Annotated in this window: 23 protein-coding genes and 1 pseudogene; 14 read left to right on the forward strand and 10 right to left on the reverse strand. The window is 70.6% G+C overall.

The annotated features are described in order from the left end of the window. Positions 1–44: 44 nt before the first annotated feature. The 3 genes from AC1DBD_RS01400 to acs are packed head-to-tail and all read right to left on the reverse strand — an operon-like array spanning position 45 to position 3,785. A complete protein-coding gene (locus tag AC1DBD_RS01400; protein ID WP_441416800.1) occupies positions 45–467 on the reverse strand; it encodes an SRPBCC family protein in 423 nt (140 codons plus the stop codon). After that, entirely contained in the window at positions 464–1,705 is a 1,242-nt protein-coding gene (locus AC1DBD_RS01405; protein WP_476981279.1) for a protoporphyrinogen/coproporphyrinogen oxidase, read from the reverse strand. Before AC1DBD_RS01405 ends, AC1DBD_RS01400 begins: the two co-directional genes overlap by 4 nt. Before the next feature lie 43 nt (positions 1,706–1,748). Beyond that, entirely contained in the window at positions 1,749–3,785 is a 2,037-nt protein-coding gene (gene acs / locus AC1DBD_RS01410) for an acetate--CoA ligase (RefSeq protein ID WP_476892284.1), read from the reverse strand. Between the two features lie 442 nt (positions 3,786–4,227). Here acs and AC1DBD_RS01415 point away from each other — a divergent pair, with 442 nt between their 5' ends. From AC1DBD_RS01415 to AC1DBD_RS01425, 3 genes are all read left to right on the forward strand, one after another. Beyond that, the gene (locus AC1DBD_RS01415; RefSeq protein WP_476981280.1) at positions 4,228–5,667 is read left to right on the forward strand and encodes a hypothetical protein; all 1,440 of its coding nucleotides are present in this window, start codon (positions 4,228–4,230) and stop codon (positions 5,665–5,667) included. Positions 5,668–5,773: 106 nt separating this feature from the next. Next, a complete protein-coding gene (gene nth, locus AC1DBD_RS01420; RefSeq protein WP_441417826.1) occupies positions 5,774–6,544 on the forward strand; it encodes an endonuclease III in 771 nt (256 codons plus the stop codon). Further along, positions 6,541–7,221: an NUDIX hydrolase gene (locus tag AC1DBD_RS01425; protein ID WP_476916996.1), complete on the forward strand. Its 681-nt coding sequence runs from the start codon at positions 6,541–6,543 to the stop codon at positions 7,219–7,221. Before nth ends, AC1DBD_RS01425 begins: the two co-directional genes overlap by 4 nt. A 13-nt stretch (positions 7,222–7,234) precedes the next feature. On the opposite strand, the gene AC1DBD_RS01430 is transcribed toward AC1DBD_RS01425, so the two are convergent. Further along, positions 7,235–7,495 (reverse strand): YegP family protein, encoded by a 261-nt coding sequence (locus AC1DBD_RS01430; RefSeq protein WP_476916997.1) that lies wholly within the window; start codon positions 7,493–7,495, stop codon positions 7,235–7,237. Positions 7,496–7,662: 167 nt separating this feature from the next. Next, positions 7,663–9,372, reverse strand: coding sequence for a bifunctional 3'-5' exonuclease/DNA polymerase (locus AC1DBD_RS01435; protein ID WP_476981281.1), 1,710 nt, complete (start codon positions 9,370–9,372; stop codon positions 7,663–7,665). A 202-nt stretch (positions 9,373–9,574) separates the two neighbouring features. On the opposite strand from AC1DBD_RS01435, the gene ssd reads away from it, so the two are divergent. The 7 genes from ssd to AC1DBD_RS01470 all read left to right on the forward strand — a co-directional run bounded on the left by ssd (position 9,575) and on the right by AC1DBD_RS01470 (position 14,834). Continuing rightward, the gene (gene ssd / locus AC1DBD_RS01440) at positions 9,575–10,738 is read left to right on the forward strand and encodes a septum site-determining protein Ssd (RefSeq protein WP_476981282.1); all 1,164 of its coding nucleotides are present in this window, start codon (positions 9,575–9,577) and stop codon (positions 10,736–10,738) included. 56 nt (positions 10,739–10,794) lie between these two features. Then, positions 10,795–12,006, forward strand: a complete 1,212-nt coding sequence (locus tag AC1DBD_RS01445) for a TadA family conjugal transfer-associated ATPase (protein ID WP_476981451.1) — start codon at positions 10,795–10,797, stop codon at positions 12,004–12,006. A 197-nt stretch (positions 12,007–12,203) separates the two neighbouring features. Next, positions 12,204–12,845 carry a type II secretion system F family protein gene (locus AC1DBD_RS01450; RefSeq protein ID WP_476981452.1) on the forward strand — a complete coding sequence of 214 codons (642 nt, stop codon included), beginning with the start codon at positions 12,204–12,206 and terminating at the stop codon, positions 12,843–12,845. After that, positions 12,842–13,456 carry a type II secretion system F family protein gene (locus AC1DBD_RS01455; RefSeq protein ID WP_476981283.1) on the forward strand — a complete coding sequence of 205 codons (615 nt, stop codon included), beginning with the start codon at positions 12,842–12,844 and terminating at the stop codon, positions 13,454–13,456. The genes AC1DBD_RS01450 and AC1DBD_RS01455 overlap by 4 nt, the downstream gene beginning before the upstream one ends. Positions 13,457–13,597: 141 nt before the next feature. Beyond that, positions 13,598–13,897: a DUF4244 domain-containing protein gene (locus AC1DBD_RS01460; protein ID WP_441416809.1), complete on the forward strand. Its 300-nt coding sequence runs from the start codon at positions 13,598–13,600 to the stop codon at positions 13,895–13,897. Then, positions 13,894–14,409: a TadE family type IV pilus minor pilin gene (locus tag AC1DBD_RS01465; RefSeq protein ID WP_476981284.1), complete on the forward strand. Its 516-nt coding sequence runs from the start codon at positions 13,894–13,896 to the stop codon at positions 14,407–14,409. Before AC1DBD_RS01460 ends, AC1DBD_RS01465 begins: the two co-directional genes overlap by 4 nt. After that, the gene (locus AC1DBD_RS01470) at positions 14,409–14,834 is read left to right on the forward strand and encodes an Rv3654c family TadE-like protein (protein ID WP_441417828.1); all 426 of its coding nucleotides are present in this window, start codon (positions 14,409–14,411) and stop codon (positions 14,832–14,834) included. Before AC1DBD_RS01465 ends, AC1DBD_RS01470 begins: the two co-directional genes overlap by 1 nt. Here the strand turns inward: AC1DBD_RS01470 and AC1DBD_RS01475 are convergent. Together AC1DBD_RS01475 and AC1DBD_RS01480 are read right to left on the reverse strand one after the other, a co-directional pair. Continuing rightward, on the reverse strand, positions 14,818–17,232 hold the full coding sequence (locus AC1DBD_RS01475) for a DEAD/DEAH box helicase (RefSeq protein WP_476981285.1): 2,415 nt from the start codon (positions 17,230–17,232) through the stop codon (positions 14,818–14,820). The genes AC1DBD_RS01470 and AC1DBD_RS01475 overlap by 17 nt on opposite strands. Positions 17,233–17,303: 71 nt before the next feature. Then, positions 17,304–17,996, reverse strand: a complete 693-nt coding sequence (locus AC1DBD_RS01480; protein WP_441416812.1) for a GNAT family N-acetyltransferase — start codon at positions 17,994–17,996, stop codon at positions 17,304–17,306. 211 nt (positions 17,997–18,207) lie between these two features. On the opposite strand from AC1DBD_RS01480, the gene trhO reads away from it, so the two are divergent. Beyond that, positions 18,208–19,104: an oxygen-dependent tRNA uridine(34) hydroxylase TrhO gene (trhO, locus tag AC1DBD_RS01485; RefSeq protein ID WP_476917001.1), complete on the forward strand. Its 897-nt coding sequence runs from the start codon at positions 18,208–18,210 to the stop codon at positions 19,102–19,104. 52 nt (positions 19,105–19,156) lie between these two features. On the opposite strand, the gene AC1DBD_RS01490 is transcribed toward trhO, so the two are convergent. Continuing rightward, a complete protein-coding gene (locus AC1DBD_RS01490) occupies positions 19,157–19,699 on the reverse strand; it encodes a hypothetical protein (protein WP_476981286.1) in 543 nt (180 codons plus the stop codon). Between the two features lie 647 nt (positions 19,700–20,346). Further along, on the reverse strand, positions 20,347–20,802 hold the full coding sequence (locus AC1DBD_RS01495; protein ID WP_476981287.1) for a hypothetical protein: 456 nt from the start codon (positions 20,800–20,802) through the stop codon (positions 20,347–20,349). 198 nt (positions 20,803–21,000) lie between these two features. On the opposite strand from AC1DBD_RS01495, the gene AC1DBD_RS01500 reads away from it, so the two are divergent. Then, on the forward strand, positions 21,001–21,756 hold the full coding sequence (locus AC1DBD_RS01500; protein WP_476892007.1) for a MerR family transcriptional regulator: 756 nt from the start codon (positions 21,001–21,003) through the stop codon (positions 21,754–21,756). A gap of 73 nt (positions 21,757–21,829) precedes the next feature. After that, a complete protein-coding gene (locus AC1DBD_RS01505) occupies positions 21,830–23,467 on the forward strand; it encodes a DUF7059 domain-containing protein (RefSeq protein ID WP_476981288.1) in 1,638 nt (545 codons plus the stop codon). Between the two features lie 69 nt (positions 23,468–23,536). Here AC1DBD_RS01505 and AC1DBD_RS01510 read toward each other — a convergent pair. Continuing rightward, a pseudogene (locus AC1DBD_RS01510) lies at positions 23,537–24,778 on the reverse strand (MFS transporter); the annotation flags it as partial. Between the two features lie 78 nt (positions 24,779–24,856). On the opposite strand from AC1DBD_RS01510, the gene AC1DBD_RS01515 reads away from it, so the two are divergent. Next, complete coding sequence (locus AC1DBD_RS01515) at positions 24,857–25,519, forward strand: ArsR/SmtB family transcription factor (RefSeq protein WP_441416819.1); 663 nt, start codon at positions 24,857–24,859, stop codon at positions 25,517–25,519. Positions 25,520–25,568 lie beyond the last annotated feature (49 nt).

The following is a 25,568-nucleotide window of genomic DNA, read 5'->3' on the forward strand; positions in this document are numbered from 1 at the left end:
TCGCGTTGGGCCGGACCGTACCCTGATGTTTCTTGCGGAGTTCATCAATCACGGTCAGGTCCGCGCCCGGCAGGGGTCCCCGGACCGGTTGCGAGCCGTTCTATCCGCCGCATTGCCAGGGCGCAGACCGGCAGGTAGGCCGGGGCCCACCAGGGCACGGTGAAGGTGAGCAGACAGCCGTCGTCCTGCGGGGTTACCCGGTGGCCGGTGGCCGGGATGCCCGCAACGGACCATGACCAGTACCGGCCGGCGTCAAACCCTGTCACGGTGTACGGGAGCGCTAGCCCCAGGACGGTGCGTACCTTTCCGCGGCTGCCGGGCGCGAGTCCCGGGACGGCACCCGCATCGGTGGCAGGTTCGACGCCGGTGATCGATGGCCCCCACGCCGGCCACTTCCCGGTGTCAGTGAGCAGCTTCCACACCACGCCGGCGGGCGCGGCAACCCGGCGCGAAACGGAGAATGTCACCCGGGCGGGCCCAGGACGGCCAGCGCGGCGCGGTGGCCGCTGACAAGCGCGCCCTGAATGGAAGCCGTCTCCCGGTGGTCGCCGCAGACGGTGATCCCGTCCGGGCCCTCCACGGGTTGCCGGGTCCGCGGCGGCGGTGGCTGGACGGGCAGGGCGTGCGCGATTTCGTGCCTTGCCACCAGCTCCCAGCCGGCCGTGGAGCAACCGAAAATGTCCCCGGCGTGCCGGAGGACGTCCGCGTCGCTGGGAACCGGCCGGCCCGCGCCGAACAGGGCAGAGGTCTGGATCAGGTGCCGGCCGGCAGGCGCGTAACTTGGTGCCGAGTTGGAGATGACGGCCGCGTTGAGCAGCGGTCCGCCGGGGCGGGTGCGGCCGTCGATGCAGAGCATGCGCGCGTCGGTGGGTGCCGAGTCGGCGGCGAACCAGTGTGTGAGCACTCCCTTCATGGCGGGCGCCTCGCTCCCGGCGAGCCTGGCCGCGTCGACCGGATCGGCGGCGAGAACGACGTGGCGGGCCCGGATGGCGGTCCCCGCGGCGATGACCAGGGCCCCGTTCCCGTCCGGCGTGATCTTCTCCACCCGGGTGGAGGTGCGGACCGGGGCGGCCAGGGCATCCGCCAGCTGCCGCGGGAGGGCCTGCATGCCCTCCCGCGGCAGTCCGGGAACCCCGGCCGCGAAGACGCGTAACAGCTGCAAGGCAAAGTTGTTGGAGGTGCTGCCCTCGTCCTCCAGCAGTACGCCGGCGAGGAACCGCTCCACCACGGTGCGCAGTTCGCCCGAGCAGCCGGCCCGGTCGAGGGCGTCGCGCAACGCAACATCCTGGCCGCTCCGCCGAAGGGGCCCGGCGAAGGCCGGGACGGCCCAGCGCAGCAGCCCCACGACGGCGCGGGGGCTGAGAATTCCGCTGCGGAGGGTCTGCAGGATGAGCCCCGGCTCCCGCAGGGGGTGGGCCAGGACCGCCAGGTTGTCCGGCAGCCGGACCCGGAGGCCGGCACCGAAGGCCTGCAGCGCCAGGGCGTCCACGTCGACCCACTGCCGGACCGCCGGGTACGCGGGGTTCAGGACCTGAAAGCCGCGGTCCACGAGGAAACCGTCCACCCGGTCCGTACGGATCCTGCCCCCGACGGCGTCGGAGGCCTCCCAAACCACGACCTCGCGCCCGGCGGCCTGCAGTTCCCGGGCGCACTGCAACCCGGCCAGGCCGGCCCCGACCACCAGCACCTCGCACGAATCCGTCATGGCCGCATGATTCCGTTCCGTGCAGCCCGGCCCGGGTCCGTGCTCACTTCTTGAGCGAGTGCGCGATCTGTGCCATCACGGTGTTGTCGGCCAGGGTGGTGGCATCGCCCACCTCGCGGCCCTCGGCCACGTCTTTCAGCAGCCGGCGCATGATCTTGCCGGAGCGGGTCTTGGGCAGCTCCGGCACCACGAGGATGGTCTTGGGCTTGGCGATCGGGCCGATCTCCTTGCTCACATGGTTGCGGAGCTCCTGGACGATCGCGTCGCCCGAGTTGACCGCGTCCCCGCGCAGGATCACGAACGCCACGACGGCCTGACCGGTGGTCTCGTCCGCCGCGCCCACGACGGCGGCTTCCGCCACGGCCGGGTGGGACACGAGGGCGGATTCGATCTCGGCGGTGGAGAGCCGGTGGCCGGAGATGTTCATGACATCGTCCACCCGGCCGAGCAGCCAGATGTCGCCGTCGTCGTCCTTCTTGGCGCCGTCGCCGGCGAAGTACATCGTTTCGAAGCGGGACCAGTAGGTGTCCTTGAACCGCTCCGGATCACCCCAGATGCCGCGCAGCATGGCCGGCCACGGCTCGCGGATGACGAGGTAGCCGCCGGCGCCGTTGGGCACCGACTCGCCGGCTTCGTCGACGACGTCCACGGCGATGCCGGGCAGCGGGACCTGGGCGGAGCCCGGCTTGGTCGCGGTAACTCCGGGAAGCGGCGCGATCATCTGCGCGCCGGTTTCGGTCTGCCACCAGGTGTCCACGATCGGGGCCGGGTTCTCCTTCTTCTCCCCGTTCTTCCCGGCGTTGGCGCCGATGACCTCCCGGTACCACATCCACGCCTCGGGGTTGATGGGTTCGCCCACCGAGCCCAGGACGCGGATCGAGGACAGGTCCGACTTCGCCGGGATTTCCTTGCCCCACTTCATGAAGGTGCGGATGGCGGTGGGGGCGGTGTAGAGAATGGAGACCTTGTACTTCTCCACGATCTCCCACCAGCGGCCCTGGTGCGGGGAGTCGGGGGTGCCCTCATACATCACCTGGGTGGCTCCGTTGATGAGCGGCGCGTAGGCGACGTAGGAGTGGCCGGTGATCCAGCCGACGTCGGCCGTGCACCAGTAGACATCCGTTTCCGGGTGCAGGTCGAAGACCGCCTTGTGCGTGTAGGCGCCCTGGGTGAGGTAGCCGCCGGTGGTGTGCAGGATGCCCTTGGGCTTGCCGGTGGTCCCGGAGGTGTAGAGGATGAACAGCGGGTGTTCGGCGTCGTGGCCGACGGCGGTGTGCTCGGCGGACGCGGCGCCGACCGTGTCGGACCACCAGTGGTCCCGGCCCTCGTGCCAGTCGACGTCCTGGCCGTTGCGCTTGACCACCACGACGTTCTGGACGGTGTGCCCGGAACCGTCGCCCTCGTGGGCCAGCGCCTCGTCGACGGCCGGCTTGAGGGCGCTGGGCTTGCCGCGGCGGTAGGTGCCGTCGGCGGTGACCACGAGCTTGGCCTCGGCGTCGTCGATCCGGGAGCGGAGCGCCTCGGCGGAGAAGCCGCCGAACACCACCGAGTGGATCGCGCCGATCCGGGCGCAGGCCAGCAGGGTGATGACGGCTTCGGGGATCATCGGCAGGTACACGGCCACGCGGTCACCCTTGGCCACGCCGAGGGATTCAAACGCGTTGGCGGCCTTCTTGACCTCTTCGGTGAGCTGCGCGTAGGTGTAGCTGCGGGTGTCGCCGGGCTCGCCCTCGAAATAGATGGCAACCCGGTCCCCGTTGCCGGCCTCGACGTGCCGGTCCAGGGCGTTGTACGCGGCATTGATCTCGCCGCCGACGAACCACTTGGCGAACGGCGGGTCGGACCAGTCCAACGTCTGGGTGAAGTCCTTGCTCCAGCTCAGCAGCCCGCGGGCCTGCTTGGCCCAGAAGGCCGGCCGGTCCGCGTCGGCCTCGGCGTAGTCGGCGGCGGTGACCACGGCGTTGGCTGCGAATTCGGCCGAGGGGGCGAACCTGCGGTTCTCCTGCGACAGGTTTTCGAACGCATCGCCGTGCCGGGGCGTCTGAGTCGTGGTGGCGGAGCCGGGGGTCTGCTGGGACATGGTGAACCTCATCATTCATCGATCCGTGCTGCACGGAACGTCCGTGGCCGCCGCGGCGCCGGGCCGCTTGCGCGGCATCGGGCATCGGCTGGTCACGGGCGTACCGCAAAGAGCTGTTCCGAAATACACACTAACGCCCGGCTGCGACAGAACGTGTGCCCCGTCACAAAGGGCGCCGTGAGCGGTGTTTATTAAGCGCCGAGTGGTCCGGGTGCGGGCACGGCCGGCCCGGATCGGCGTCGCACCCCGGTTTACGCGCAGGGCGAAAGGGGCCGCGCACTGGTGCTGGAGTGACGTCCGGGCAGTAGTGATCGGTCCTGCACTTGGCTAGGCTGAGATGGAGTTGTGACATCCGATGGGGGCAACAGGACCGCTGGCGGTCCTGTTTTTGCCTGCCGTTAGGCGGCACTGTCCAGAGTGCGGCCATGCTAAGGAGAACAGAATGAACGAGCAAAGCAACGGGCAGCTCCATGCGCCCTCCCGCACCGAAGGCCAGACAGGGCCGGCGCAGTCCAGCGGGCGGGGGGAACAGCCACGCTTTACGGTGGACAAGCCGAACTCGAAGAACAACGAGGCCGTCCTGGGGCCTTTCACGGTCCGCGACCTCACCGTCTTCGGCTCCACGCTGGTGCTCTTTATCGCCTCCCTGATTCCGATGTTCGCCGAGCGCTACAACCTGTGGAACCTGGGCAGCCTCTTCTTCCTCGGCCTCGGCGTGCTGCTGCCGGTGATTGTCGCTGCGCTTTTCGTGGCGCGACGGGTCAGCCCGGGCACGAAAATCCGGATCGGCTCCCTCTCGATTGACCAGTTCGCCTCCGTTGTGGCGTCCTTCAGCCTGGCCTTCTTTTTCCTGGCGACCGCCGGCGCGTTCGTGCCGAGCCTCCTGCTGGGCCTCGTCGGCGCTCTCGGCCTCTTCACCGCGACCGTACTGGCGCGGTTGATTCCCAGCCTCGCCGGTGATTTCCTGCACCGCGCCGAAGTCCCCGCCCACGTTGTGGCACGGGAAGCCGCGGAGCCGGTCCGCAAGCCGCGTGCCCCCAAGGCCCCAAAGGCTGCCAGCGACGCCAAGACTCCCAAGGAGGGAGGCGGCGCGCTGGCCGGTTGGGCCAGGCGCATAGCCCCCGGCAAGCAGGGGGGCGAGGCCCAGGTCGCGCCGCAGGCCCACGAAGCCCACGGGGCATCGACGGGTGCCGCTGCCGGCACCGCGGCCGGTGCTGCTGCAGGTGCCGCCGGTGCCGCTGCCGCGTCCGCCCGTCCCGCGGCTGCCGAGCCGGCCACCCAGGCGCACGGCGTCGTTCCTTCCGCCTCACCGGAGCAGACCGCTTCCGCGTCCCCGGCGCCGACCGCTGCCGCCTCCCCGTCCCCGACTGCGGCGTACGCCCCGTCTGCCGCAGGAGAAGCGGTGCCTTCTGCCGCCGAGCAGACCCAGGCTGCCACGGCGCCCGCCGCGTCCGCTCCGGCAGAGTCCCCTGTCACCTCTCCGGTCACCTCTCCGGCCTCCGCCGCGCAGGGCGCGGGTCTGGAAGCGACCCAGGCGGCCAGCATCCCGGCGGGGGCATCGGCCGCGGCACCTTCCGCCGCAAGCCATGAAGCCCCCACCGCCCTCACCCCGCAGGTCCGTTCGCAGGAACCGATCGGCGCCACCGTGGACCCCGCAAGCCGTCCCGAGAGCGAGGCGGCCCAGCCTGCCTACGAGGCCTTCTGGTTCGCCGTCGCCCAGCCCCGCACCGCGGTGGACGAGCGCAGCGGCGCCCCGGCGTTCGTCGTCGAACCCGGCGGCTGGGTCCTCGCCCTTGAGGACCGCGGCCACGAGTTCCTGGTCCAGCACACGGACGGCCGCGTCGGCGTGCTCCGGGACCTCAGCAACATCGAACGCGGCTAGCCGGACCGTGGCCACCGAACCCGGCAACGCGAAACCCGGCAGGGCGAAAACCGGCACAGCCAAAACCGGCACAGCGAAGCCCCGTGCGCAGGCTGGCGGGGAGACGCTGCTGGGGCTCAAGCGCCGCGCCCGCCGGATCAACAAGGCACTGGCCGAGCAGTATCCCTATGCGCATGCTGAGCTGGATTTCCGCAGCCCGTTCGAACTGGTCGTGGCCACGGTGCTCTCGGCCCAGACCACGGACGTGCTGGTCAACCAGATCACGCCGCTGCTGTTCGCCCGGTACCCGGATGCCCGCAGCATGGCCGAGGCCGAGCCCGCCGACCTGGAAGCCATCATCAAACCCACCGGGTTCTTCCGGGCCAAGGCGCGGAACCTGATGGCGCTGGGCACCAAGCTTGTCGACGACTACGACGGCGAGGTGCCCGGCCGGCTGGAAGACCTGGTGAAGCTGCCCGGCGTCGGACGGAAGACCGCCAACGTCGTCCTGGGCAACGCGTTCGGGATCCCCGGCATCACGGTGGACACCCACTTCGGCCGGCTGGCCCGCCGCTTCGGCTGGACGGACTCGGACGATCCGGTCCGGATCGAATCCGACGTCGCCGGATTGTTCGAGCCGAAAGACTGGACCATGCTCTCGCACCGAGTCGTCTTCCACGGCCGGCGCGTCTGCCATTCCCGCAAACCGGCCTGCGGCGCCTGCGCCGTGGCGAACTGGTGCCCCAGCTACGGAGCCGGCGAGACCGATCCGGAGAAGGCCAGGAAGCTGCTGAAGTACGAACTGGCCCCGGGCCAGGAAGAACTGCTGGCGAAGCTGCTGGCCGAAACCCACCGGGCCGCGGAAATCCGGATGGAATCGCAGAGAAGGCCGCAATGACCGCCCGCCAGGACCTGATTGACCTTGTAGCCGCGGTGCAGGCCGGGACGGCCCCGTCGCCGGATCCGCGCTGGCGCGAACTGGCCGTTGAGCCGGGCGAACGGGTGCGCCGTGCCGCCGTGCTGATGCTGTTCGGCTCGCTGGACGATGTCCCGGCGACGTCGGTGAAGCTGCTGGCGCCGGCGGACCTGGACGTGCTGCTGCTCCAGCGCGCGCAGACCCTCGACGACCACCCGGGACAGGTGGCGTTCCCCGGCGGCGGCATCGACCCCGGCGAAACCGTGGTCGAGGCCGCCCTGCGCGAGGCCGAAGAGGAAACAGGACTGGATCCGCAGGGCGTTGAGGTCCTCGGCGTCATGCCCGAACTGGCGCTGCCCCGCGGGAACTTCCTGGTCACGCCCGTCCTTGGCTGGTGGGCGTCCCAGTCACCCGTCCGGGTAGTGGACTACGGCGAGTCATCACAGGTCTTCCGGGTGCCCGTCCGGGACCTGCTCGACCCCGACAACAGGGTGATGGCAACCGTCAGCCGGGCCGGCCAGACCTTTCAGAGCCCGGCCTTCACCGTCAACGGCGTGGTGGTCTGGGGTTTCACCGGCATGATCCTCAACCAGCTGTTCGACCAGCTGGGCTGGTCAGTCCCATGGGACCGGAGGCGCCTGCACGGGATCGACGGGTAGCGGCGCGCCTTCGCTAGCGCGCTGTCAGCAGCGGCGCAGGCCGCGAGGACGACGTCGCGGCGGGCTTGCTCGCGGACTGGGTGACGGCCTTCCGGGCGGAGCGGTCAACGACCAGCCCGGTCGCGGCGTTCTCGCGCACTGCCGTGATGCCGGCGGCCGCTCCCTTGATGGTGTTAAAAAGCGGTGAAACGGCAACTACTGTCCCGTCCGGTGCCGTCAGCTTGAAGAAATACGACTCGTCTCCGGCCGCTGCAATCTCGAATACGCCAGCCACTGTCTGCCTCCCCGGTTCCCTGCCTCGTTGCATTTGCGCCGGCGGATCACTCGGGATCATCGCCGGCCTTTTTCGACTGTAACGGGGCCCACGGAGCAGGCGCAACGCTACCGGCGGGTACGTTACCCGGGGTGTCCGGCCCGGCGTCGGGCAGCGGTTGAGGGCAGCTATTTGGCGTTGTCGTAGGAGTCCACGACGGCGATGCTGACCGGAAATTCCACCGGGATCCTGCCGAACAGCAGCTCCTTGGCGGCTGCCGCGGATTCCTCGATCGCCCGGATGCAGGCATCGACGGCGTCGGCAGGGCAATGGACCATGACCTCGTCGTGCAGGAAGAAGACCAGTTCCCCGGCGGGTGAGCCGTCGGCGCGCAGTCTCCGCAGCCGCCGTCGTAGTTCCGCCAGCCAGCAGGCCGCCCAGTCGGCCGCGGAACCCTGCACCACGAAGTTGCGCGTGAACCTTCCGCGAGAGCGCGCCAGCGACTCGGCCCGGCGTTGTTCCTCCGCGGTGGCGGACTGCTGGCTGTGCAGCCACCGCTCCGAAGGCGGCGGGCTGCTGCGGCCCAGCCGGGAGGTGACGGTCTTACCCGCCTCGCCCTCGCGGGCTGCCTGCTCCACGAAGCCGACGGCGCGCGGATAGGTCCGGGCCAGCTGCGGCATCAGCCGGCCGGATTCGCCGGTGGTGGCGCCGTAAATCGCGCCGAGCAGCGCGACCTTGGCCTTGGCCCGGTCGCCGCCGAAACCCTGAGCGGCGATGCCGGCGTAGAGGTCTTTGTCGCGGGCGGCTTCCGCCATCTTGGAATCCTGTGCCAGCGCCACCAGTACGCGGGGCTCGAGCTGCGAGGCATCCGCGACGATCAGTTTGTGGCCAGGGTCGGCGTGGACGGCGCCTCGGATCTGGCGGGGGATCTGCAGCGCCCCGCCGCCGCGGGAGGCCCAGCGTCCGGACACGACCCCGCCCACCACGTATTCGGGCTGGAAGCGGCCGTCCTTGACCCAGGCATCCAGCCACGCCCAGCCGTTCGCGGCGTGGAGCCGGGCGAGCTTCTTGTAGGCCAGCAGCGGCTCGATCGCCGGGTGGCTGGATTCCTTCAGCTCCCACTGGCGCGTGCTCTTCACCTCGATGCCGTTCCGGTGCAGGGCCCGCATCAGTTCCTGCGGGGAGTCGGGGTTCAGTGCCGGGGACTGCAGCAGCCGGCGGAGTTCGCTGTTGAGGGCCTCGAGCTTGGCCGGACGGTGGCCCTGCGGCGGACGCGGACCGAGGTAGTCGGCGAGGATCTGTTCGTGCAGCTCCTCGCGCCAGGGAACGCCGGTGTGCTGCATCTCGGCGGCGATCATGGCCCCGGCGGACTCGGCGGCCAGAAGGAGCTGGAGCCTTTGCTTTCGGCGGTCCCCGTCCAGAGCGACGCCGGCCAGTGCTTCCTGCTGCGCGGCGTACTCGGCGCGCAGTTCCTCGGGGGAGTGCCGCGGCGCAGCGCGCAGGCCCGGGTCCTCAAACAGGGCGCCCTGGTCCGCGGGCGGCGGAGGCGGCTGCAGGGCCCGTGGCGGCTGCTGGACGTCGTCGTCCTGGGTGAGCTTCTCCGCGTTCCGGGCGTACTCGGTGTGCGCAGTGAACTCCGAATGGGCCAGGATGGCGCCGCACAGCGTCAGGTCATGGCAGCGTTCCAGCTCGACCCCTGCGGCCAGCAGCGCCGGGTACCAGTCCTGCGTGCGGTGCCAGATCCAGCGCGGCCGCTGCAGCTCCAGCTGCCGCACGACGCCGGGCAGCTCGGCGGCGCTGACGATGCGTGGTTCCGGGGCGGCGGGATCGGGAGCGCCCGACGGCGTGAGTCGTTGTAGGGCTGCGCCGTCGGCGTGGGCGGCGAGCAGCAGATGCATAGGCTCAATTCTGCCCTGTCGTTGTGCTTCCGGCGGACCGGCCCGGGCGGGGGTCGTACCGGCCCGCCGGGACAAGCCGGGCGGGGCCGGGCCGCGCCCAAGTCGGGCCGGGCAGCGCCGGGCCAAGCCGAAGGCGGCCCGGTTTTCCACATAGCCGAAGACGGCGGGCGGCTGCGGCGTCCGCAGCGCCGAAAGTGGAGGCATGAGCAGGCATCAATTACCCGAGCCAGTTACCAGTAAGGCGCCGTCCCGACAGCCCGTGTCCAGGGCCGGGCCCCCAGCGGTACCGGACCCGGGGCCAGACCCCGGTTCGTGGCTTCCCGACGGGGCGGCGGAGACGCTGCTGGTCACCGGGTCCGAGGTCCTGCGGGGGGAGGTGGAACGGATTGTGGCCGCGGCGGGCCGGCAGCTTAGCCTGGCGGGGGATGCCGCGGAAGCGGTCCCGTACTGGGACTCTGCTGGCGCAGTGCTCGTGGGCAGTGACGTCCGGGAACTCCCGATCCGGCGTCGTGCACCGGCCGTTCTTGTAGGACTGAGTGGTGAGGGCGACAGGCTTTGGCAGCTGGCCGCGGCCATGGGTGCCGAACGGGTGGCCGTCCTCCCCGAGGGCGGACCCTGGCTCGCCGAGTACCTCAGCCGATCGCACGCCCCGGATCCGGGCGGGCATGTCCTCGGCGTGGTTGGTGGCTGCGGCGGCGCCGGGGCAACCACCGCCGCGATCTGGCTGGCCCAGGCCGCCGCGGGGCTGGGAGTCAGAGTCCTTTTGATCGACGGAGACCCCTGGGGCGGCGGCCTCGAACTGGCCCTCGCCGCCGAAGAAGAACCCGGGCTCCGTTGGCCGGACCTCGCCGAGGCCAGCGGCAGCATCGATCCGGATCAGCTCCACGAGGCGCTGCCCGAAGCGGGCGGGTTCTCTTTCCTGTCCTGGCCGGGCAGCCGGGAGCGGCCGCAGGCCATCGACACGGCCGCGGTCGTCGGGGTGCTCGACGCCGCGCGTCGCTGCTACGAGCTGGTGGTGCTGGACGTCGGCCGCGGACGCGAGGCACTGCGGACCTTCGGCTGGGAATGCGACCGGGTCGTCGTGGTGCTGCCCGCCCAGCTCCGGGCGGCGGTGGCATCCGCCCGTTTGGTGCCGGAGCTACCGCCTGTAGAGACCGCACTGGTGATCCGGACGAAACCCGGGGTCGCGTTCGACTACCAGCTGATTTCCCAAGCCGTGGGGCTCCCGGTGCAGGGCATTATGCCCGAGGTCCGGGGGACGGCCGCCGCCACCGAACTCGGGCGCCTGCTGGACGCCGGGGGACGGCGGAGCGTTCAACGCTTCACCGAAGGAGTTCTGGCCTTCAGCACGGAGGGGTTCCCGTGAGTTCGCATCTGGCCGCGGACCCGCCGGAGCCGGAGCGTCCACGGTTCCGCAGGCAACTGCGCGCGCCCCAGCGGCGGGTAGATGCGCGGCTGCTCGAGGCGGTCCGCGAATCGGTCATGGCCGACGCCGGCCCGGTCACCCCGTCAAGGGTGGCGGCGGCCGTGCAGGCCAGCGGCAAGCTCCTTGGCACAGCGGGTGCCTTGGCCGCCGTCGAAAGCATCAGCGCGGAACTGAATGGGCTGGGACCGCTGCAGCCGCTGGCGCGCGACCCGCTCGTGACGGACATCTTCGTCAACGGTCCGGACTCGGTGTGGCTGGACCGTGGCCGCGGGCTTGAACGCGCCCCGGTCGCCTTTGCCAACGAGGCCCAGGTCCGAGCCCTCGCCGCCCGACTCGTGGCCGCCGGCGGCCGGCGGCTGGATGACAGCTCGCCCTGCGTGGATGTCAGGCTCGACGGCGGCTACCGGGTCCACGCAGTGCTGCCGCCGATCTCCACGACCGGAACGCTGCTGAGCGTGCGGATCCGCCGTGAGTCCGTTTTCTCGCTGGACGAGCTCTCCCGTGGCGGTATGTTCGGCCCGTTCATCCAGGACGTCCTCACGCGAATGGTGGCGCGCCGCCTGAGCTTTCTGGTGAGCGGCGCGACGGGCTCGGGAAAAACAACGCTGCTTGCCACGCTGCTCGGGCTCTGCGGACCTGGGGAGCGGCTGGTCCTGATCGAGGATGCTTCGGAGCTCAACCCGGTGCATCCGCACGTGGTGTCCCTCGAATCGCGCCACAGCAACCTGGAGGGCGGCGGCGCCGTTGATCTCGGCGAGCTGGTCCGGCAGGCCCTGCGGATGCGGCCCGACAGGCTCGTGGTGGGGGAGTGCCGCGGCGCCGAGGTCCGGGAGCTGCTCTCCGCGATGAACACCGGGCACACTGGAGCCGGCGGCACCATCCATGCCAACACCGCCGCCGCGGTCCCGGCCCGGCTGACGGCGCTCGGCGCGCTCGCGGGGATGGGGCCGGACGCCGTGCGCCTTCAGGCAGCCAGCGCCCTCGACGCCGTCGTCCATCTGGAACGTACACGGTTAGGCCGTCAGGTGGCGTGCGTGGGACTGGTCGGAGAAGGCGTGTCAGGCCTGGCCGTAGCCGTGGCGCTGGCAACGGTGGGCGGCGAGGTACGCGTCGGGCCCGCGTGGCCCGAGCTGGCGGCCCGTCTGGGCCTGGACCCGGCTGCTGGCCCCGGGACCGGCGTGCCCAGCCTGGCGGCCGGCCCGCCATGACGACCGTCTTGGCCGGAATTCTGGCCCTCGCGTCTTGGCTGGCGTTCGCGCCGCCGGGGGCGTCCGGCCGGCGCCTCCGGCGGGCTCTGCGCTCCGTGGGCGCCGCCGGGGCACCGGCCCTCGGGCGGCCGGGACAAGGACGGCGTGGGCGCTTAGCGCTGTGGCGCGGGACGGGTAGAGCCGAGCCGGTGGTCCCCATGACTGTGGTGGTGCAGCAGTTGGCCGCCTTGCTGAAGGGCGGCCGGACTCCTGCGCGGCTGTGGGAGGAACTCTGGTTTCTCTATGGTGACCTGCGGGAGCCGGACCGGGCGAAGGGCGGGGGTGGGCGCCCGAACTGCGCCGCGCCCACTCATGGTCTGGGCGCGACGTCGCTTGCGATCCTGGCCGCAGCCCGGGCTGCGGCCTTGAGGGGTTCCCCGGTCGCCGCGGCCATCCGGAAGGGCGCCGGGACCGGCACCGGCAGTGCTGCGCGCCGCGGACCCGGCCGAAGGGAGTGGGCGATCTGGGTGGAACTCGCGGCCTGCTTCGACATCGCCGAGGCCACCGGCTGTCCCCTCGCCGAGGTCCTGACGCGCTTCGCCGCTCACCTGGAGGCCCAGGACGACGCCGAAGCCGCACGGCAGACCGCACTGGCCGGGCCCAAGGCCACCGTCCGGATCCTGACCTGGCTGCCCTTCCTGGGGCTCGTCCTCGGTGTCCTGCTCGGCGTGGATCCGTCGACCATCCTGCTCGGCACCCCTTTAGGCATGGCGGCCCTCGTTGCTGGGCTGGCACTTACGGCCGCGGGCCGGATCTGGTCCGCCCGTCTCGTCCGGGCCGCTGCCGGGCGGCAGTGGTGATACCGCAGGCTGGCGGTCTCGCTGTGGCCGGCCTGCTGGCGGCTGCAGTGATCGTGGCGCTCGCAGACCAGCGGTGCGCGGGCCTGCGCTGGAGGCGGCTGGGCCGGCGTCCGCCTGGTCGGGCTCCCGCGGGTGCCCGACCGGACGGCACAGGCGCTGCGGCGGACTACGTAGGCGGTCTTCGTGATCCGGCCATGATGTTGGAATTGATCGGTGCCATGCTGGACGCCGGATCCGGGCTGGGGCGCTCGCTGGAGCTGATCGCCGTCCACGCCGACCCCGCGATCAGGCGTCCGCTGGCTCCGGTCGTCTCCGCCCTCGCGATCGGCGCCGACTGGGAGACTGCATGGCGTAGTTCCGGCGCGATCCCCGCCCAGTTGCAGGCCCTCCGCGATGCCCTGGGTTTCGCCGCGCTGACCGGCGTGCCGTCCTCGGCCATCCTCTATGCGCAGGCCGCCCGGCTCCGCCGCGAGCAGTTCCGGACCGCCGAGCAGCGGGCCGCTGCGTTGGGCGTGAAGCTGGTCATCCCCCTGGGGCTGTGTTCGCTGCCCGCCTTCGTGTGCCTGGGCATTGTGCCGGTATTGCTCGCGATGGTGCCGCATGGCTCCTGACGGCTGCCGCCCGGCGCGCCGACTCGTCCTCCACAGCCGAAGTTGTCCACTTGGCCATGCATCGCCCTTACCGGCGACGGGCGCGGGCGCGACATTGGAATCAGCCGGCAACTGCGCCGGCATCGCCTGAGAGGAAAGCTCATGACACTCCACCGAAACGCCCCCGCCGGCTCCGACCGCGCGGACGCCGACACCGGAACTGCGGAGGTGCGGGAGATCTACCCCGGCGCCCGGCAGGCACCGCCGGTGCGGGACTCTTCCCGGCCGGCCCGCAGCTGGAAAAAGCTCCCCGGCTCCGAAGCGGGAATGGCCACGGCTGAATATGCCATTGCCACGCTGGCCGCCGTCGGCTTCGCCGGCTTGCTCGTGCTGATCATGCGCAGCGACGAGGTCCGGGGGTTCCTGCTGAACCTTATCCGCACGGCGCTGGCACTGCCGTGACCCTGGGATCCCCGAGTGCGCCGGCGGCCCCGGCCAAGGCGCCCGCACAACCGGGATGGTGCCTTCCGAAGCACCTGGACGCAGCGAAGCGGGGATCCCGTGCGGGCCAAGCCGCAGCAGCCGCCCGGGGCGCGGTAACGGCCGAGTTCGCCGTCGCGCTGCCAGCCGTTGTGCTGCTGCTGGGGTTGTTGCTGGCGGGTTCCGCCGCGGGGTTGACGCAACTCCGGCTGGAGGAAGCCGCGCGAGCCGGTGCGAGGGCGCTCGCGCGCGGTGAGGACGCCGCCGCCGTCGGCGGAATCGTCCGGCGGTTGGCCGGTGATTCGGCGCTGGCCGCTGTGGCCTCCGACGGGGTCTGGCTCAGCGTCACGGTGTCCGGAACCGTCAGCGGTGCGATGGGTCCGCTGGTTCCGTGGACCCTTACCGCGAAAGCGTGGGCGAGGAGTGAATCCTCTGACGCGCCTGCCCTCTCCGCTCCCGCGACGGCGGATCTTGCCCTGGGCTGGCGCGCGTGATGCCGCCCGTGGTGCGGGACCCTGAACTGGGTGCGGGCAGCGCCGTGGCGTTGGGCCTGGGGATGGTGCTGCTGCTCGCTATGACCGCTGTCGTCTTGCTGGGCCAGGCGGCGGTGATGGCGTCGAAAGCCGCGGCTGCGGCGGATCTGGCGGCACTCGCAGCCGCGGATGCAGCCCGTGGACTCTCCGCCGGCGAGCCGTGTGCCGTCGCCGCCGACGTCGCCGGCCGCCATGATGCGCGGCTGGTGGGCTGTTTGGTCGAACCCGGCGACACCGTCCGGGTCCGCACGGAACTGCGATCCCGCACGGTGTTCGGTCCGGCCACCGGCCTGGCGAGGGCCGGACCTCCGCCGGCAGAGGACCCCGGACCGGCGTCCGGGATCCGGGATCCGGTAAGCGGGCGCCGGACTAACCCGGCTGGCTGATGACGTGCCCGGCGGCCGGGGCTGCCCCCTGCTCCTCGGCAGGGCCGCCCATAAGATCGGTGGCGTCGGTCAGCAGCATCTCAATCAGCGTGACGGCGGCGTGCTTGTCCAGCGGGTTGTTCTTATTGCCGCACTTGGGGGACTGCACGCAGGACGGGCAGCCGGACTCGCACTCGCAGGCCTTGATGGCGTCGCGCGTCGCGGAGAGCCACACCCTGGCCTTGTCGTAGCCGCGCTCGGCGAAGCCGGCCCCGCCGGGGTGGCCGTCGTACACGAAGATCGTAGGCAGCCCGGTGTCGGCGTGGATGGCCGTGGACACTCCGCCGATGTCCCACCGGTCGCTGGACGCCACCAGCGGCAGCAGCCCGATGGCCGCGTGCTCGGCCGCGTGCAAAGCCCCCGGGAACTGCGCCTCGATCAGCCCCGCGCCCGTCAGGGAGCGGTTGTCCATCACGAACCACACCGCCTTGGTGAACAGGTCCCGGGCGCCCAGTTGCAGCGGTTCCTCGCCGAGGATCTCGTTCGAAATCAGCGCCTTGCGCTGGAAGGAGACCACCTGTGTCGTCACTTTCACGTCACCGAAGTGCACCGCGACGTCCCCCCACTGCGTGGTGCGGAGTGTCTCCAGGACCTCGATCTGCGTCACGTCGCGCGCGGTCGTGTAGTAGTCGGGGTTGGCCCGGCGCACCACGACGCAGTGCTCGCCTTCGTTCAAATCCTCGACGACGTAGCTCTCGCCCTGATGAACGTAGATGGCGCCGGTGTGCGCCTGATAGTGGGTCTGGGGTGAATCCATGGTGCCGAGCAGGGAGCCGGTGTCAGCGTCCACGATGCTCACCGGACCGCCGCCGTCGGCCCGCAGGTTCACCATGGCCGCGGCGCTCTGGGGGTGGGTCCAGAACCAGCCCGCGGGGCGTTTGCGCAGGTAGCCCTGGACCACCAGCTGGTCCAGCAGCTTCTCGGCTGTCGGGCCGAACAGCTCCAGCTCCGCATAGCCCAGCGGAAGTTCCGCCGCGGCGGCGCACAGGTGGGGGCCCAGAACGTACGGGTTGGAGGGGTCGAAGACCGTCGCCTCTACCGAGACGTCGAAGATCGCCTCCGGGTGGTTCACCAGATAGGTGTCGAGCGGATCGTCGCTCGCGACGAAGGCGGCAATGGCGTCCTGTCCGGCGCGGCCCGCCCGGCCGATCTGTTGGAACAGCGACGCCCGGGTTCCCGGCCAGCCGGCGACCAGAACCGCGTCGAGCCCCGAGATGTCGATGCCAAGTTCGAGCGCGGAGGTGCTCGATACACCCAGCAGCTCGCCGGAGCGCAACGCCTTTTCCAGTGCCCGCCGTTCCTCCGGCAGGTACCCGGAACGGTAGGCCGCCACCCGCTGCGGCAGGCTGGGGTCCACTTCGTCCAGGAGGCGCTTGGTGATGGAGGCGATCGTCTCGGCGCCGCGGCGCGATTTGATGAACGCGATGGTCCGGATCCGGGAGGAGACCAGGTTGGCCAGCAGGTCCGAGGTTTCGGCGACGGCGGTTCGGCGTTCCTTGGCGCCGTTTTCGCCGCGCAGCTCGGTCAGTGCGGGTTCCCAGAACGCCACGGTCGTGGCGCCGTGCGGCGAACAGTCTTCGGACACCGCCCGGACCGGGGCGCCGATGAGCCGGCCGAAGGAGGTGCCGGGGTCGGATGCGGTGGCCGATGCGGCGATGAACACCGGTCCGGGGTGGGACGTGCCGGGGCTGTAGTAGGCACAGATCCGTCGCAGCCGTCGCATCAGGTTGGCCACGTGCGATCCGAACACGCCCCGGTAGCTGTGTGCCTCGTCCACGATCACGTAGCGGAGCCGGCGGAAGAACCGCGCCCACCAGGCGTGGTTCGGCAGGATCCCGAAATGCAACATGTCGGGGTTGGCCAAGATGACGTTGGCGTGGTCCCGGATCCAGCGGCGGGACGCAGGGTCGGTGTCGCCGTCGTAGGTTTCCGCGCGGACAGTGGGGAGCTTGAGCGAGCGGATGGCGGCCAGCTGGTCGGCGGCCAGGGCCTTGGTGGGGGAGAGGTAGAGGGTCACGGCGCCGTCGTCGTGGATCTTGCCCGGGTCGGCGAGGACGCGCAGCTCGGAGCGGTGGACCGCATCCAGCGCCGGCAGCTGGTAGGCGAGGGACTTGCCGGAGGCGGTGCCGGTGGCGATCACCACATGTTCGCCTGCGTGCGCCAGTTCGGCGGCCTGCACCTGATGACGGTAGGGCTCGTGGATGCCGAGAGAGCCGTAGGCCTGCACCAAGTCGGGGTGCACCCACTCCGGCCACGGTTCATTGACGGCCTTCCGGGCGGGAATCGTGCGCACATGCCGCAGCTGTTCCGGGTCCGGGCCGCGGCCCAGCAACGGGATCAGAGACTCATGTGGATTCACTCCAACATTGTTTCACCCGGGCTCAAATCGACCCGCGGCTTCACGGACCGACGCCGGGGCAGGGAACCCGCTCATCCCACGGAGAGGTCGGCGCCCTCGTCCGAGGCGGAAAGCATCAGCACATGGCACACCGTGGTCCAGCCGAGATGCGAGTACAGCTGCTGGCCGTCCAGGGAGGCCAGCAGGAGCCCGCCTTCGACGTCGTGTTCAAACGCCTGGGCCGCCAGTGCCCGCATGATGAAGCTGCCGAGTCCGCGCCGCTGGAACCCGGGCTCGGTGACGATCTTGTCGAAGACGGCGGTGTGGTCCGCGACGAACACCCGCCCGCTGGCGGCCACCTCTTCGCCGGCATAGACGACGGCATGGTGGACACCGCCCGTGGTCGACGGCACCCAGCGCAGATCGTCGTCCGGAAGCCAGGGGTCCTCGGCGTCCTGGGTTTCCATGTCCACGATCATCATGGTCTGCGACGCCGAGGTGACGTTCAGCCCGTTCTTCTCGGCCAGGGCTGAGTAGCGAGCCACGTCGTTGGTGAGGATCGTAAGGATCCGGGCCGGGACCTCGGCGGTCTTGGCGGCCAGCTCCTCGAACTCGGAATCCGAGGGGTCATGGGCGAAATATTCCCACTCGTGGGTCGTGTCCGCCCTCAGCGCGGCGGGAAAGCGGCCCTCCCTGCGGGTCTCATAACCCCGGCAACCGGCCCACCCGGCAACCCAGACCTCAAGGAGGTGGGTGGTGTCGTCAACCATGGCGTCAAGGCTCATGAGATGAGCGTATTCCAGCCCCGCCGCAAGCAACAGGGGCCGGGATCCGCGGGGCCGCTTGCTTACGCAATTGTGACAGTCAGGCCGGTCGCACGCCGCGGCGCCCGGGCGTATGGCGTCCGCGGCGGACCCCGGAGGGTGGGGCATCCGTGGCGCCTCCATCCCGCAACGCCCGGCGCCGGGTTTTGCCCCGCCCAGTACGCTTAAATACGTGGCTTTGAATCGAATTGTGCTCTTTTACGGCTTTACCCCGATCGCGGACCCGGACGCCGTCCGGCTCTGGCAGCGCGCCCTCTGCGAAAAGCTCGGGCTGACCGGCCGGATCATCATCTCCAAGGACGGCATCAACGCGACCGTAGGCGGCGAGATCGGCGCCGTCAAGCAGTACGTCAAGACGACCCGCGAATACAAGGGCTTCCGCGGCATCGACGTGAAGTGGTCCGACGGCGGTGCCGCCGACTTCCCCCGGCTGAGCGTCAAAGTACGTGACGAGATCGTCTCCTTCGGCGCCCCGGGGGAGCTCAAGGTGGACGAAAACGGCGTCGTCGGCGGCGGGACGCATCTTGCGCCCGAGGAACTGCACCGGCTCGTGGAAGCGAAGAAGCAGGCCGGGGACGAAGTGGTGTTCTTCGACGGACGCAACGGCTTCGAAGCCCAGATCGGAAAATTCAAGGACGCCGTCGTCCCCGACGTCGCGACGACCCACGATTTCATCAAGGAACTGGACTCCGGCAAGTACGACGCCCTCAAAGACAAGCCCGTGGTCACCTACTGCACCGGCGGCATCCGCTGCGAGGTCCTCTCGAGCCTGATGGTCAACCGCGGCTTCAAGGAGGTCTACCAGCTCGACGGCGGGATCGTCCGCTACGGGGAGGCGTTCAAGGACCAGGGGCTGTGGGAGGGCTCCCTCTACGTCTTCGATAAGCGGATGCACCTGGAGTTCAGCGAGGACGCAAAGACCATCGGCCAGTGCGTCCGCTGCGCGGCGCCCACCAGCAAGTTCGAGAACTGCTCCAACCCCAGCTGCCGCACGCTGACGCTGTACTGTGCTGACTGCGCCTCGGACCCGGCGACGCTGCGCTGCCCGGACGGCTGCGCTGCCGCCTGAGGACGCGCTCCGCCGCCTGAGGTAGCAATCGGAGGGCCGGCTGGTCGCTGACCTAGATCCGGCTCACGCGGTAGGCGAAATTCGCCGGCGCCAGGGACCCGATCCGGACCCTCAGCACCGTGTCCGCGCCGAGTTGCACCACGTTGACCCGTGGCGTGCCGCACCGCAGGCTCAAGTCCACCAGAATGCTCGCCTTGTCCACGATGGTGAACGACACCCGCCGGGTACTTCGGCAGACCAGGGTCAGGGCATAGGTTCCGCTCGGCAGCTGCGTGGTGGTCTCATTGCGCGTCGCGCCGGCGTCCAGCAGCCCGTAGCCGGTATGGAAGACCTGGCCCTGGGTTTCCGGTAACACTTCCGTCACCCAGTGTTTGAGTTCCGGCCCGGTCACCGGCCGGTTCAGGCCGGGGTCCTGGGGGAGGGCGGCGTCGCTGAACGTGGTCGCCTGCGACGGCGCATCACGTGCGGAAAGCCGGTCGTCGTACTCATACTCGCAACCGGCCAGCCCGGTGGCGCAGGACAGCGCAGCGGCCAGCACGACGGCGGTGAGCGTGCCGCGCGACCGCAGCGGCAGGGTTGCCTGCGCGGTGGGCATACTCCGACTTTAAGCCCGGCCGCGGCGGCGGGCCAGAGCCCGGGGCCCGGTGCGCTTGCTAAGCGGAAGGGCGGCGCTCGAGCCGGAACCCGACGGCGGCGCCTGGACCGGACCCGGTTGAATTCGGCGCGATTTGCACCATGGTCGGCCCCGATTCGAGCTTCACGGCTTTCTGGACGCTGCGCCCGCACCTGACGTTGAGCTGCAGTCTGGTTCCGGGCCGGCGGTCAGGCTGTGAAACGGTGAGGAGTACGTTTCGTGTACCGGCGCAGGCCACTGTCACGGTATACGGGCCCTTGGCTGCGCCCGGCGTGGTCTGTCGGAAGCCGATCCCGCCTAGAGCCGACATCAGTTCGGTCTTGGGCGGCGGCCCGAGGATTCGCTGAACTTCCGTCAGGTTCTTGGCCGCTTCGGCGGCCAGCTCCGCGTCTTGCGTTGGCAGTGGCGGCCGCGGCGCAGCGGACCGGACCGATGGCCCGGCGTCGGTCGCCGGGAGCCCGACGTCGTCCGCGACTTCACAGCCGGCCAGCGCTACCGCCGCGCAGAGCGCCAGCGCGAACGTCGGCGCCCAAACACGGACCCCTTGCCTACCCCCAGTAGCAACCATGCCCCGAGCCTAGCCACGCTTCCGGCCGGCGCAAGTCACATCAGGCTGCGGCCACCAGTTGGTAGGCAAAGATGAGCGGGGCGTCCACGCTCGAAGCGCTGATCTTCAGCGTGCCCGCCGCGGGCACCTTGATCCTGGCGGTCTCCCGGCTGCCGTTGCAGGCGGCCCCGGCTTCCGTGAGGTGGTTTCCGTCGAGGGTGACCTCGAAGAATTCCTTGCCGCCGCCGTCGCAACTCATCATTAAGGTGTAGTTGCCGGCCGGGACGCTGGCGTCCTTGGCGACCGGGTCGCGGTTAAGGATCTTGCCGGCGTCCGCCAGGACGATCCCGCTGGCCGACGGCAGCGCGGTGGCCTTCCAAGCGTTCACGTCGGCGGATTCGATAGAAGCCCCGGCGGAGCACGCCGAGGCTCCCAGCACGACGGCGACGCCGGCCGCGGCGGCGAAGAGGCGCCCGAGAGCGCGAGGGCGGGAGGGTGAGGGCGGAGCGAAAAGCATGCCTCCAACTTACCCGCTGGGGCGTGCCGTCCCTGCCCCGCCGTCGGCCCTTGGCCGCTAGCCGGCAATCAAATCCCGCGCTCGTCCCCGGCACGGGCCAGGCGAGAAGAAGCCTTGACCTTGACGCCGCGTCAACATTTAGGCTCGGGGTAGCGGCCGGATAGTCCGGGCGCTCCAGGGTTGAGGAGAACGACAGCCATGGACTGGTCCGTGCAGCAGATCGCGAAGATCGCGGGCACCACGAGCCGGACGCTGCGCCACTACGACGCCGTCGGGCTGCTCAAGCCCAGCCGCACCGGGGACAACGGTTACCGGTACTACGACCAGGCCGCACTGCTCCGGCTGCAGCGCATCCTGCTGCTGCGGGAACTGGGCCTCGGCCTGCCGGCAATCGCCGAGGCGCTCGCCCGCGAGGGGGAGGCCGAACGCGCGCTGGCCGGCCACCTCAAGTGGCTGCGCCAGGAGCAGGACCGGCTGGCGCGGCAGATCGCCTCGGTCCAACACACACTCAGGGAAGTCAAGGCAGGAAGGGAACCCATGGCAGAGAAAATGTTCGACGGCTTCGACCATACGCAGTACAAGGACGAGGTGGAGGGGCGCTGGGGCACGGCCGCCTATGCGCAGGGCGACGCCTGGTGGCGCGGCATGGGCGCCGCCGAAAAGGACGCCTGGAAACAGCGGTCCAAGCAGCTGGGCCGGGACTGGATTGCCGCGGCTGAATCGGGTGCCGCCCCGGACGGTCCGGAAGCGCAGGACCTCGCACGGCGCCAGGTCGAATGGCTCACCGGTATTCCGGGGACCCCGGCGGCCGGCGGAGGGAACGTGAGGGAATACGTGTCCGGTCTCGGTGACATGTACGTGGCAGATCCGCGTTTCGCCGCGAACTACGGTGGGGCCGCCGGCGCCGCGTTCGTGCGGGACGCGCTGCGGGCCTACGCGAGCAAGAACCTCTGACGCGGCAGCACCTCCGCTTCGGCGGGGGCCGGCGGGCCCGCACCTAAACCTGTGCCACGCCTAAACTTGTCCGGTGACTCCTTCTACGCTTTTCACGGCCGGCAACACCCCCGACGCTCCCCGCAGCGACTTCCCGGACCTGCTCCAGGCGCTCGCCGCGGACCTGCGCGCCATCGGCTACACGGTTGACGGCGTGGCCGAACTCCTGGGCCCGGCCGCCCACGCGGCCCTGGGTCGGGACCAGCTCATCCCCGCCCTGATCGCCACCGAGGCCGCCGTCGGTGGCGGGACGACGACGTCGGCGCTCGCCGCCGTCGTCCGCCTGTGGCTGCTGGCCGAGCCGCAGCCGGCCGGGACCCTTGACGCCGCACTGCCCGGCATCCGCACGGCGGGCCTGGTGGAACTGGGCCTCGTGGAGCCGTCCCCGGAGGGCCTGGTCCAGGCGAAGGTGGATCTGCGGCCGTACGGCTGGGAGGGCGCCGCCGGTGAAGAGACAATCAGCAGCGGCGGGGCCGAGCTGTGGGTGGCCAGCGACCTGGCCGCCCACCAGCGCCCGGGCGTGCTGCGCCATGACCACGTGCTGGGGATCGGTCAGGCGTCCACCACCCTGGTGCAGGTCACCGCCCGCCAGCACGTGGCCCGCGCCTTGGACCTCGGCACCGGCTGCGGCATCCAGACCTTCCACCTCTTGCACCACGCCGAGCACGTCACTGCCACCGACATCTCGGAGCGGGCGCTGGCGTTCACCCGCTTCAACCTGATGCTGAACGCGGCGGCGCTGCACCTGGACCCCGCCGAGCCGGAAAGCCGGGTGAGCCTGCGGCTGGGCTCGCTGCTGGATCCGGTGGCGGGGCAGGAATTCGACCTGGTGGTCTCCAATCCGCCGTTCGTCATCACTCCGCGAGGGGCCGGGGAAACCGCCTCGGACCAGTTCACCTACCGCGACGGCGGCCTGCCGGGCGATGACATCGTCGCCGCGCTTGTCCGGGACCTCCCCTCGGTCCTCGCCCCCGGAGGGACAGCCCAGCTGCTGGGCAACTGGGAGATCCCGGCGGGCGCCGCATGGGCCGACCGGCCGCGAAGCTGGGCCAGCCCGGACGCAGACGTCTGGTTCATCCAGCGCGAGCAGGTCAGCCCTGAAGAGTACGCAGAGACCTGGCTGCGGGACGCCTCCGAGACCCGCGACCGGCGGCTCTACCAGGACTCCTATGCCGCCTACCTGGACGACTTCGCGTCCCGGAACGTGGAGGCCATCGGCTTCGGGATGATCTGGCTGCGGCGACCCGCGGCCGGCGCCCGGCCGGTGATGTCCCGGTTTGAGGAGATTACCTACCCGATCGAACAGCCCGTTGGCCCGCACCTGGGCGCCGCCGTCGAGCGCGCCGACTGGCTGGCCGCGCACGAGCTGGAATCCGCGCACCTGCTGGTGGCCGACGATGTCACCGAGGAGCGGCACCAGCGTCCCGGCGCCGAACACCCCGGCGTGATCCTGCTGCGCCAAGGCGCGGGGCTGCGCCGCACCAACCTGCTCAGCACCGAGCTGGCCGGCTTTGTCTCAGCGTGCGACGGCGAGCTCTCCGTCGGGCAGATCATCGGCGCCCTTGACGCCCTGCTGGGCGGCTACGAGGGATATGACAGCGCGGCGTTCCGGCAGGGGCTCCTCGACGAGGTGGCCAACCTGGTGCGCGACGGCTTCCTGCTCCCCGCCTGAGACGGACGACGGCGGCACCGCGACCGGCACCGGGACCACGAGCGGCACCGCGCCTTCGCGGCCGAAGCGAGGCAGCACGTAGGCGGCGACGGCGAGGGCCACGAGCACGCCGCCCGCCCCAGTGATGAGGAAACTCAGCCGGACCGGCAGCAGTGCGCCGAGCAGGCCGCCGATGGCCAGGGCGGCAATGGAGACGGCGCGGGTCATGCCGCCGATGATCGCCATCGCCTGGCCCCGCCCGCTCTCCGGGATGCGCAGGATCGCGATCGCACCGAAACAGGCGTTCAGGGCGCCGCAGGCCGTGCCCATCGCCGTGTAGGCCACGAACAGCAGCCCCACGCTGGGCACCAGCCCCATCACTGCCAGAAAAGCCGAGGTCAGGGCCATGCTGGCGAGCAGCACACGCAGCCGGGCCGGCGGCGTCTTGATCCGTCCGGCCAGCGCCGCGCCCACCGCCATGCCGAGCCCGAAGGCCGCAGCGAGCAGACCGTACTGGGTCTCGGTGGCGCCGAGCTCGCCCCGGGCCAGGAAGACTTCCAGCACGTTGGTGGCCTCGCCGACGACAATGAAGAACAGCGCGCCGAGCACCAGCGCCCACACCAGGCTGTCCCGGCGGATCAGCCGCAGGCCATCCAGCAGCGCCGGTGCGTCCCGGCCGGCCAGCTCGGCCGCGGTCCCGCGTCGGGTGCGGATCAGCAGGGCACCGGCGCCCATGGCCAGATAGCAGCCGCTCGCGACCGCAAACACCAGCCCCGAGCCGCCCCAGCCGCTGAGCAGGCCCCCCGCGGCCGGGCCCGCCATTCCAGCGATCATGATGGTGGCCTGCATGGTGCCCATCGCCCTCGGGGTGCGCTCCTCGCCGACGATCCGGGGCAGCAGCGCCTGCCAGGTCGGCCCCGCCACGGCCTGCGCGGCGTCCAACAGGAACGTCATGGCGAACAGCACGGGGATGTGGTTGTCCAGGTACTGCAGGCTTACGCCCATGCCCGCCACGGCCACGGCGCTGACCACGGACGACGCCGTCGCAAGCGTGCGGGAATCACGCGTGTCGGCGAGCCGGCCCGCCCACGGCGCCAGCAGGACCAGCGGCAGCGCCGAGCACAGCAGGTAAGCCGCCACGAGCCATGGGCCGGCAGCCGGTGCCGCACCGTCCGCCGCGACGTTCTGCAGGTGCAGCATGACGCTGACGACGACGGCGCCCATGCCGCCGGTCGCCAGGAACCGGGAGCTGCTGGCGAGCAGGAAGTCGCGGTTGCGCCAAAGTGAAGGCTCGCCGGATGCGCCGCGCACTTTATGAAGTATGTGTTTCATAACCGCAAGGTATCCCGCCCCTGCAGGTAGTGTCAAGCATTTCTTTCATAGTTTGGCAGGCGTCGGTAGACTGAAAGCGTGAATGCAGAAACTCCCAAGTCGGTCGGCCCCGCCGAGACCGCCGCTCCGGCCGCCAAGCGCAGGCCGCGTCCGGAAAAGAAGGTCGAAATCACCGACCCGAAGGCGATCCGGGCGCTGGCCCACGCCGCCCGGCTCGAGGTCATTTCCGAGCTGTATTCCACCCAGGTGAGCCGGACCGCCACCGAACTTGCCGCCCAGACCGGCCTCACCCCGAGCGCCATGAGCTACCACCTGCGCGCTTTGCAGAAGTGGGGCATCGTGGTGCCCGCGGCCACCGCCGGCGATGCCCGCGAACGCCGCTGGAAAGCCGCCGGCACCGACTTCACCATCAATTCGGGCGGGGGAGTGGCCAGTCCGGAATTCGCCGTGCTGGACCTGGAGCTGGACGCCTACCGCCGGCGCGTCAACGCTTACGCCAGGACCCGGGACGAGCGGCGCCAGCGCGGCGAAGCCGTGGACGGCACCTCCTCCGTGGTGCTGGCCAGCAACCTGCTGTACCTGACCCCGGCCCAGGCCGGAGAGCTGAACGAGAGGCTCTTCGACCTGCTGAGGGACTACGAGCTCGAGGACCCGGACCGGGTGCCCGAGGGGGCTGTCCGGATGGCCACCATGTGGTCGATGATTCCGGACGACCGGGGCAAGGCCGCGCCGGCCTCCTAAGCGGCAGCGCGGCGCTCCCGAAGGCCGCAACTGCGGGTGCTTCGTTACG

Source organism: Arthrobacter sp. 10T419 (assembly GCF_056394105.1).

Excerpts from the sequence above, each read along its gene's own strand:
- AC1DBD_RS01450 (WP_476981452.1), top strand. The coding sequence starts at position 12,204 with ATGACTGTGGTGGTGCAGCAGTTGGCCGCCTTGCTGAAGGGCGGCCGG.
- AC1DBD_RS01460 (WP_441416809.1), top strand. The coding sequence starts at position 13,598 with ATGACACTCCACCGAAACGCCCCCGCCGGCTCCGACCGCGCGGACGCC.
- AC1DBD_RS01480 (WP_441416812.1), bottom strand. The coding sequence starts at position 17,996 with ATGAGCCTTGACGCCATGGTTGACGACACCACCCACCTCCTTGAGGTC.
- acs (WP_476892284.1), bottom strand. The coding sequence starts at position 3,785 with ATGTCCCAGCAGACCCCCGGCTCCGCCACCACGACTCAGACGCCCCGG.
- AC1DBD_RS01405 (WP_476981279.1), bottom strand. The coding sequence starts at position 1,705 with ATGACGGATTCGTGCGAGGTGCTGGTGGTCGGGGCCGGCCTGGCCGGG.
- AC1DBD_RS01415 (WP_476981280.1), top strand. The coding sequence starts at position 4,228 with ATGAACGAGCAAAGCAACGGGCAGCTCCATGCGCCCTCCCGCACCGAA.
- AC1DBD_RS01470 (WP_441417828.1), top strand. The coding sequence starts at position 14,409 with ATGCCGCCCGTGGTGCGGGACCCTGAACTGGGTGCGGGCAGCGCCGTG.
- AC1DBD_RS01495 (WP_476981287.1), bottom strand. The coding sequence starts at position 20,802 with ATGCTTTTCGCTCCGCCCTCACCCTCCCGCCCTCGCGCTCTCGGGCGC.
- AC1DBD_RS01425 (WP_476916996.1), top strand. The coding sequence starts at position 6,541 with ATGACCGCCCGCCAGGACCTGATTGACCTTGTAGCCGCGGTGCAGGCC.
- AC1DBD_RS01490 (WP_476981286.1), bottom strand. The coding sequence starts at position 19,699 with ATGCCCACCGCGCAGGCAACCCTGCCGCTGCGGTCGCGCGGCACGCTC.
- AC1DBD_RS01435 (WP_476981281.1), bottom strand. The coding sequence starts at position 9,372 with ATGCATCTGCTGCTCGCCGCCCACGCCGACGGCGCAGCCCTACAACGA.
- AC1DBD_RS01500 (WP_476892007.1), top strand. The coding sequence starts at position 21,001 with ATGGACTGGTCCGTGCAGCAGATCGCGAAGATCGCGGGCACCACGAGC.
- ssd (WP_476981282.1), top strand. The coding sequence starts at position 9,575 with ATGAGCAGGCATCAATTACCCGAGCCAGTTACCAGTAAGGCGCCGTCC.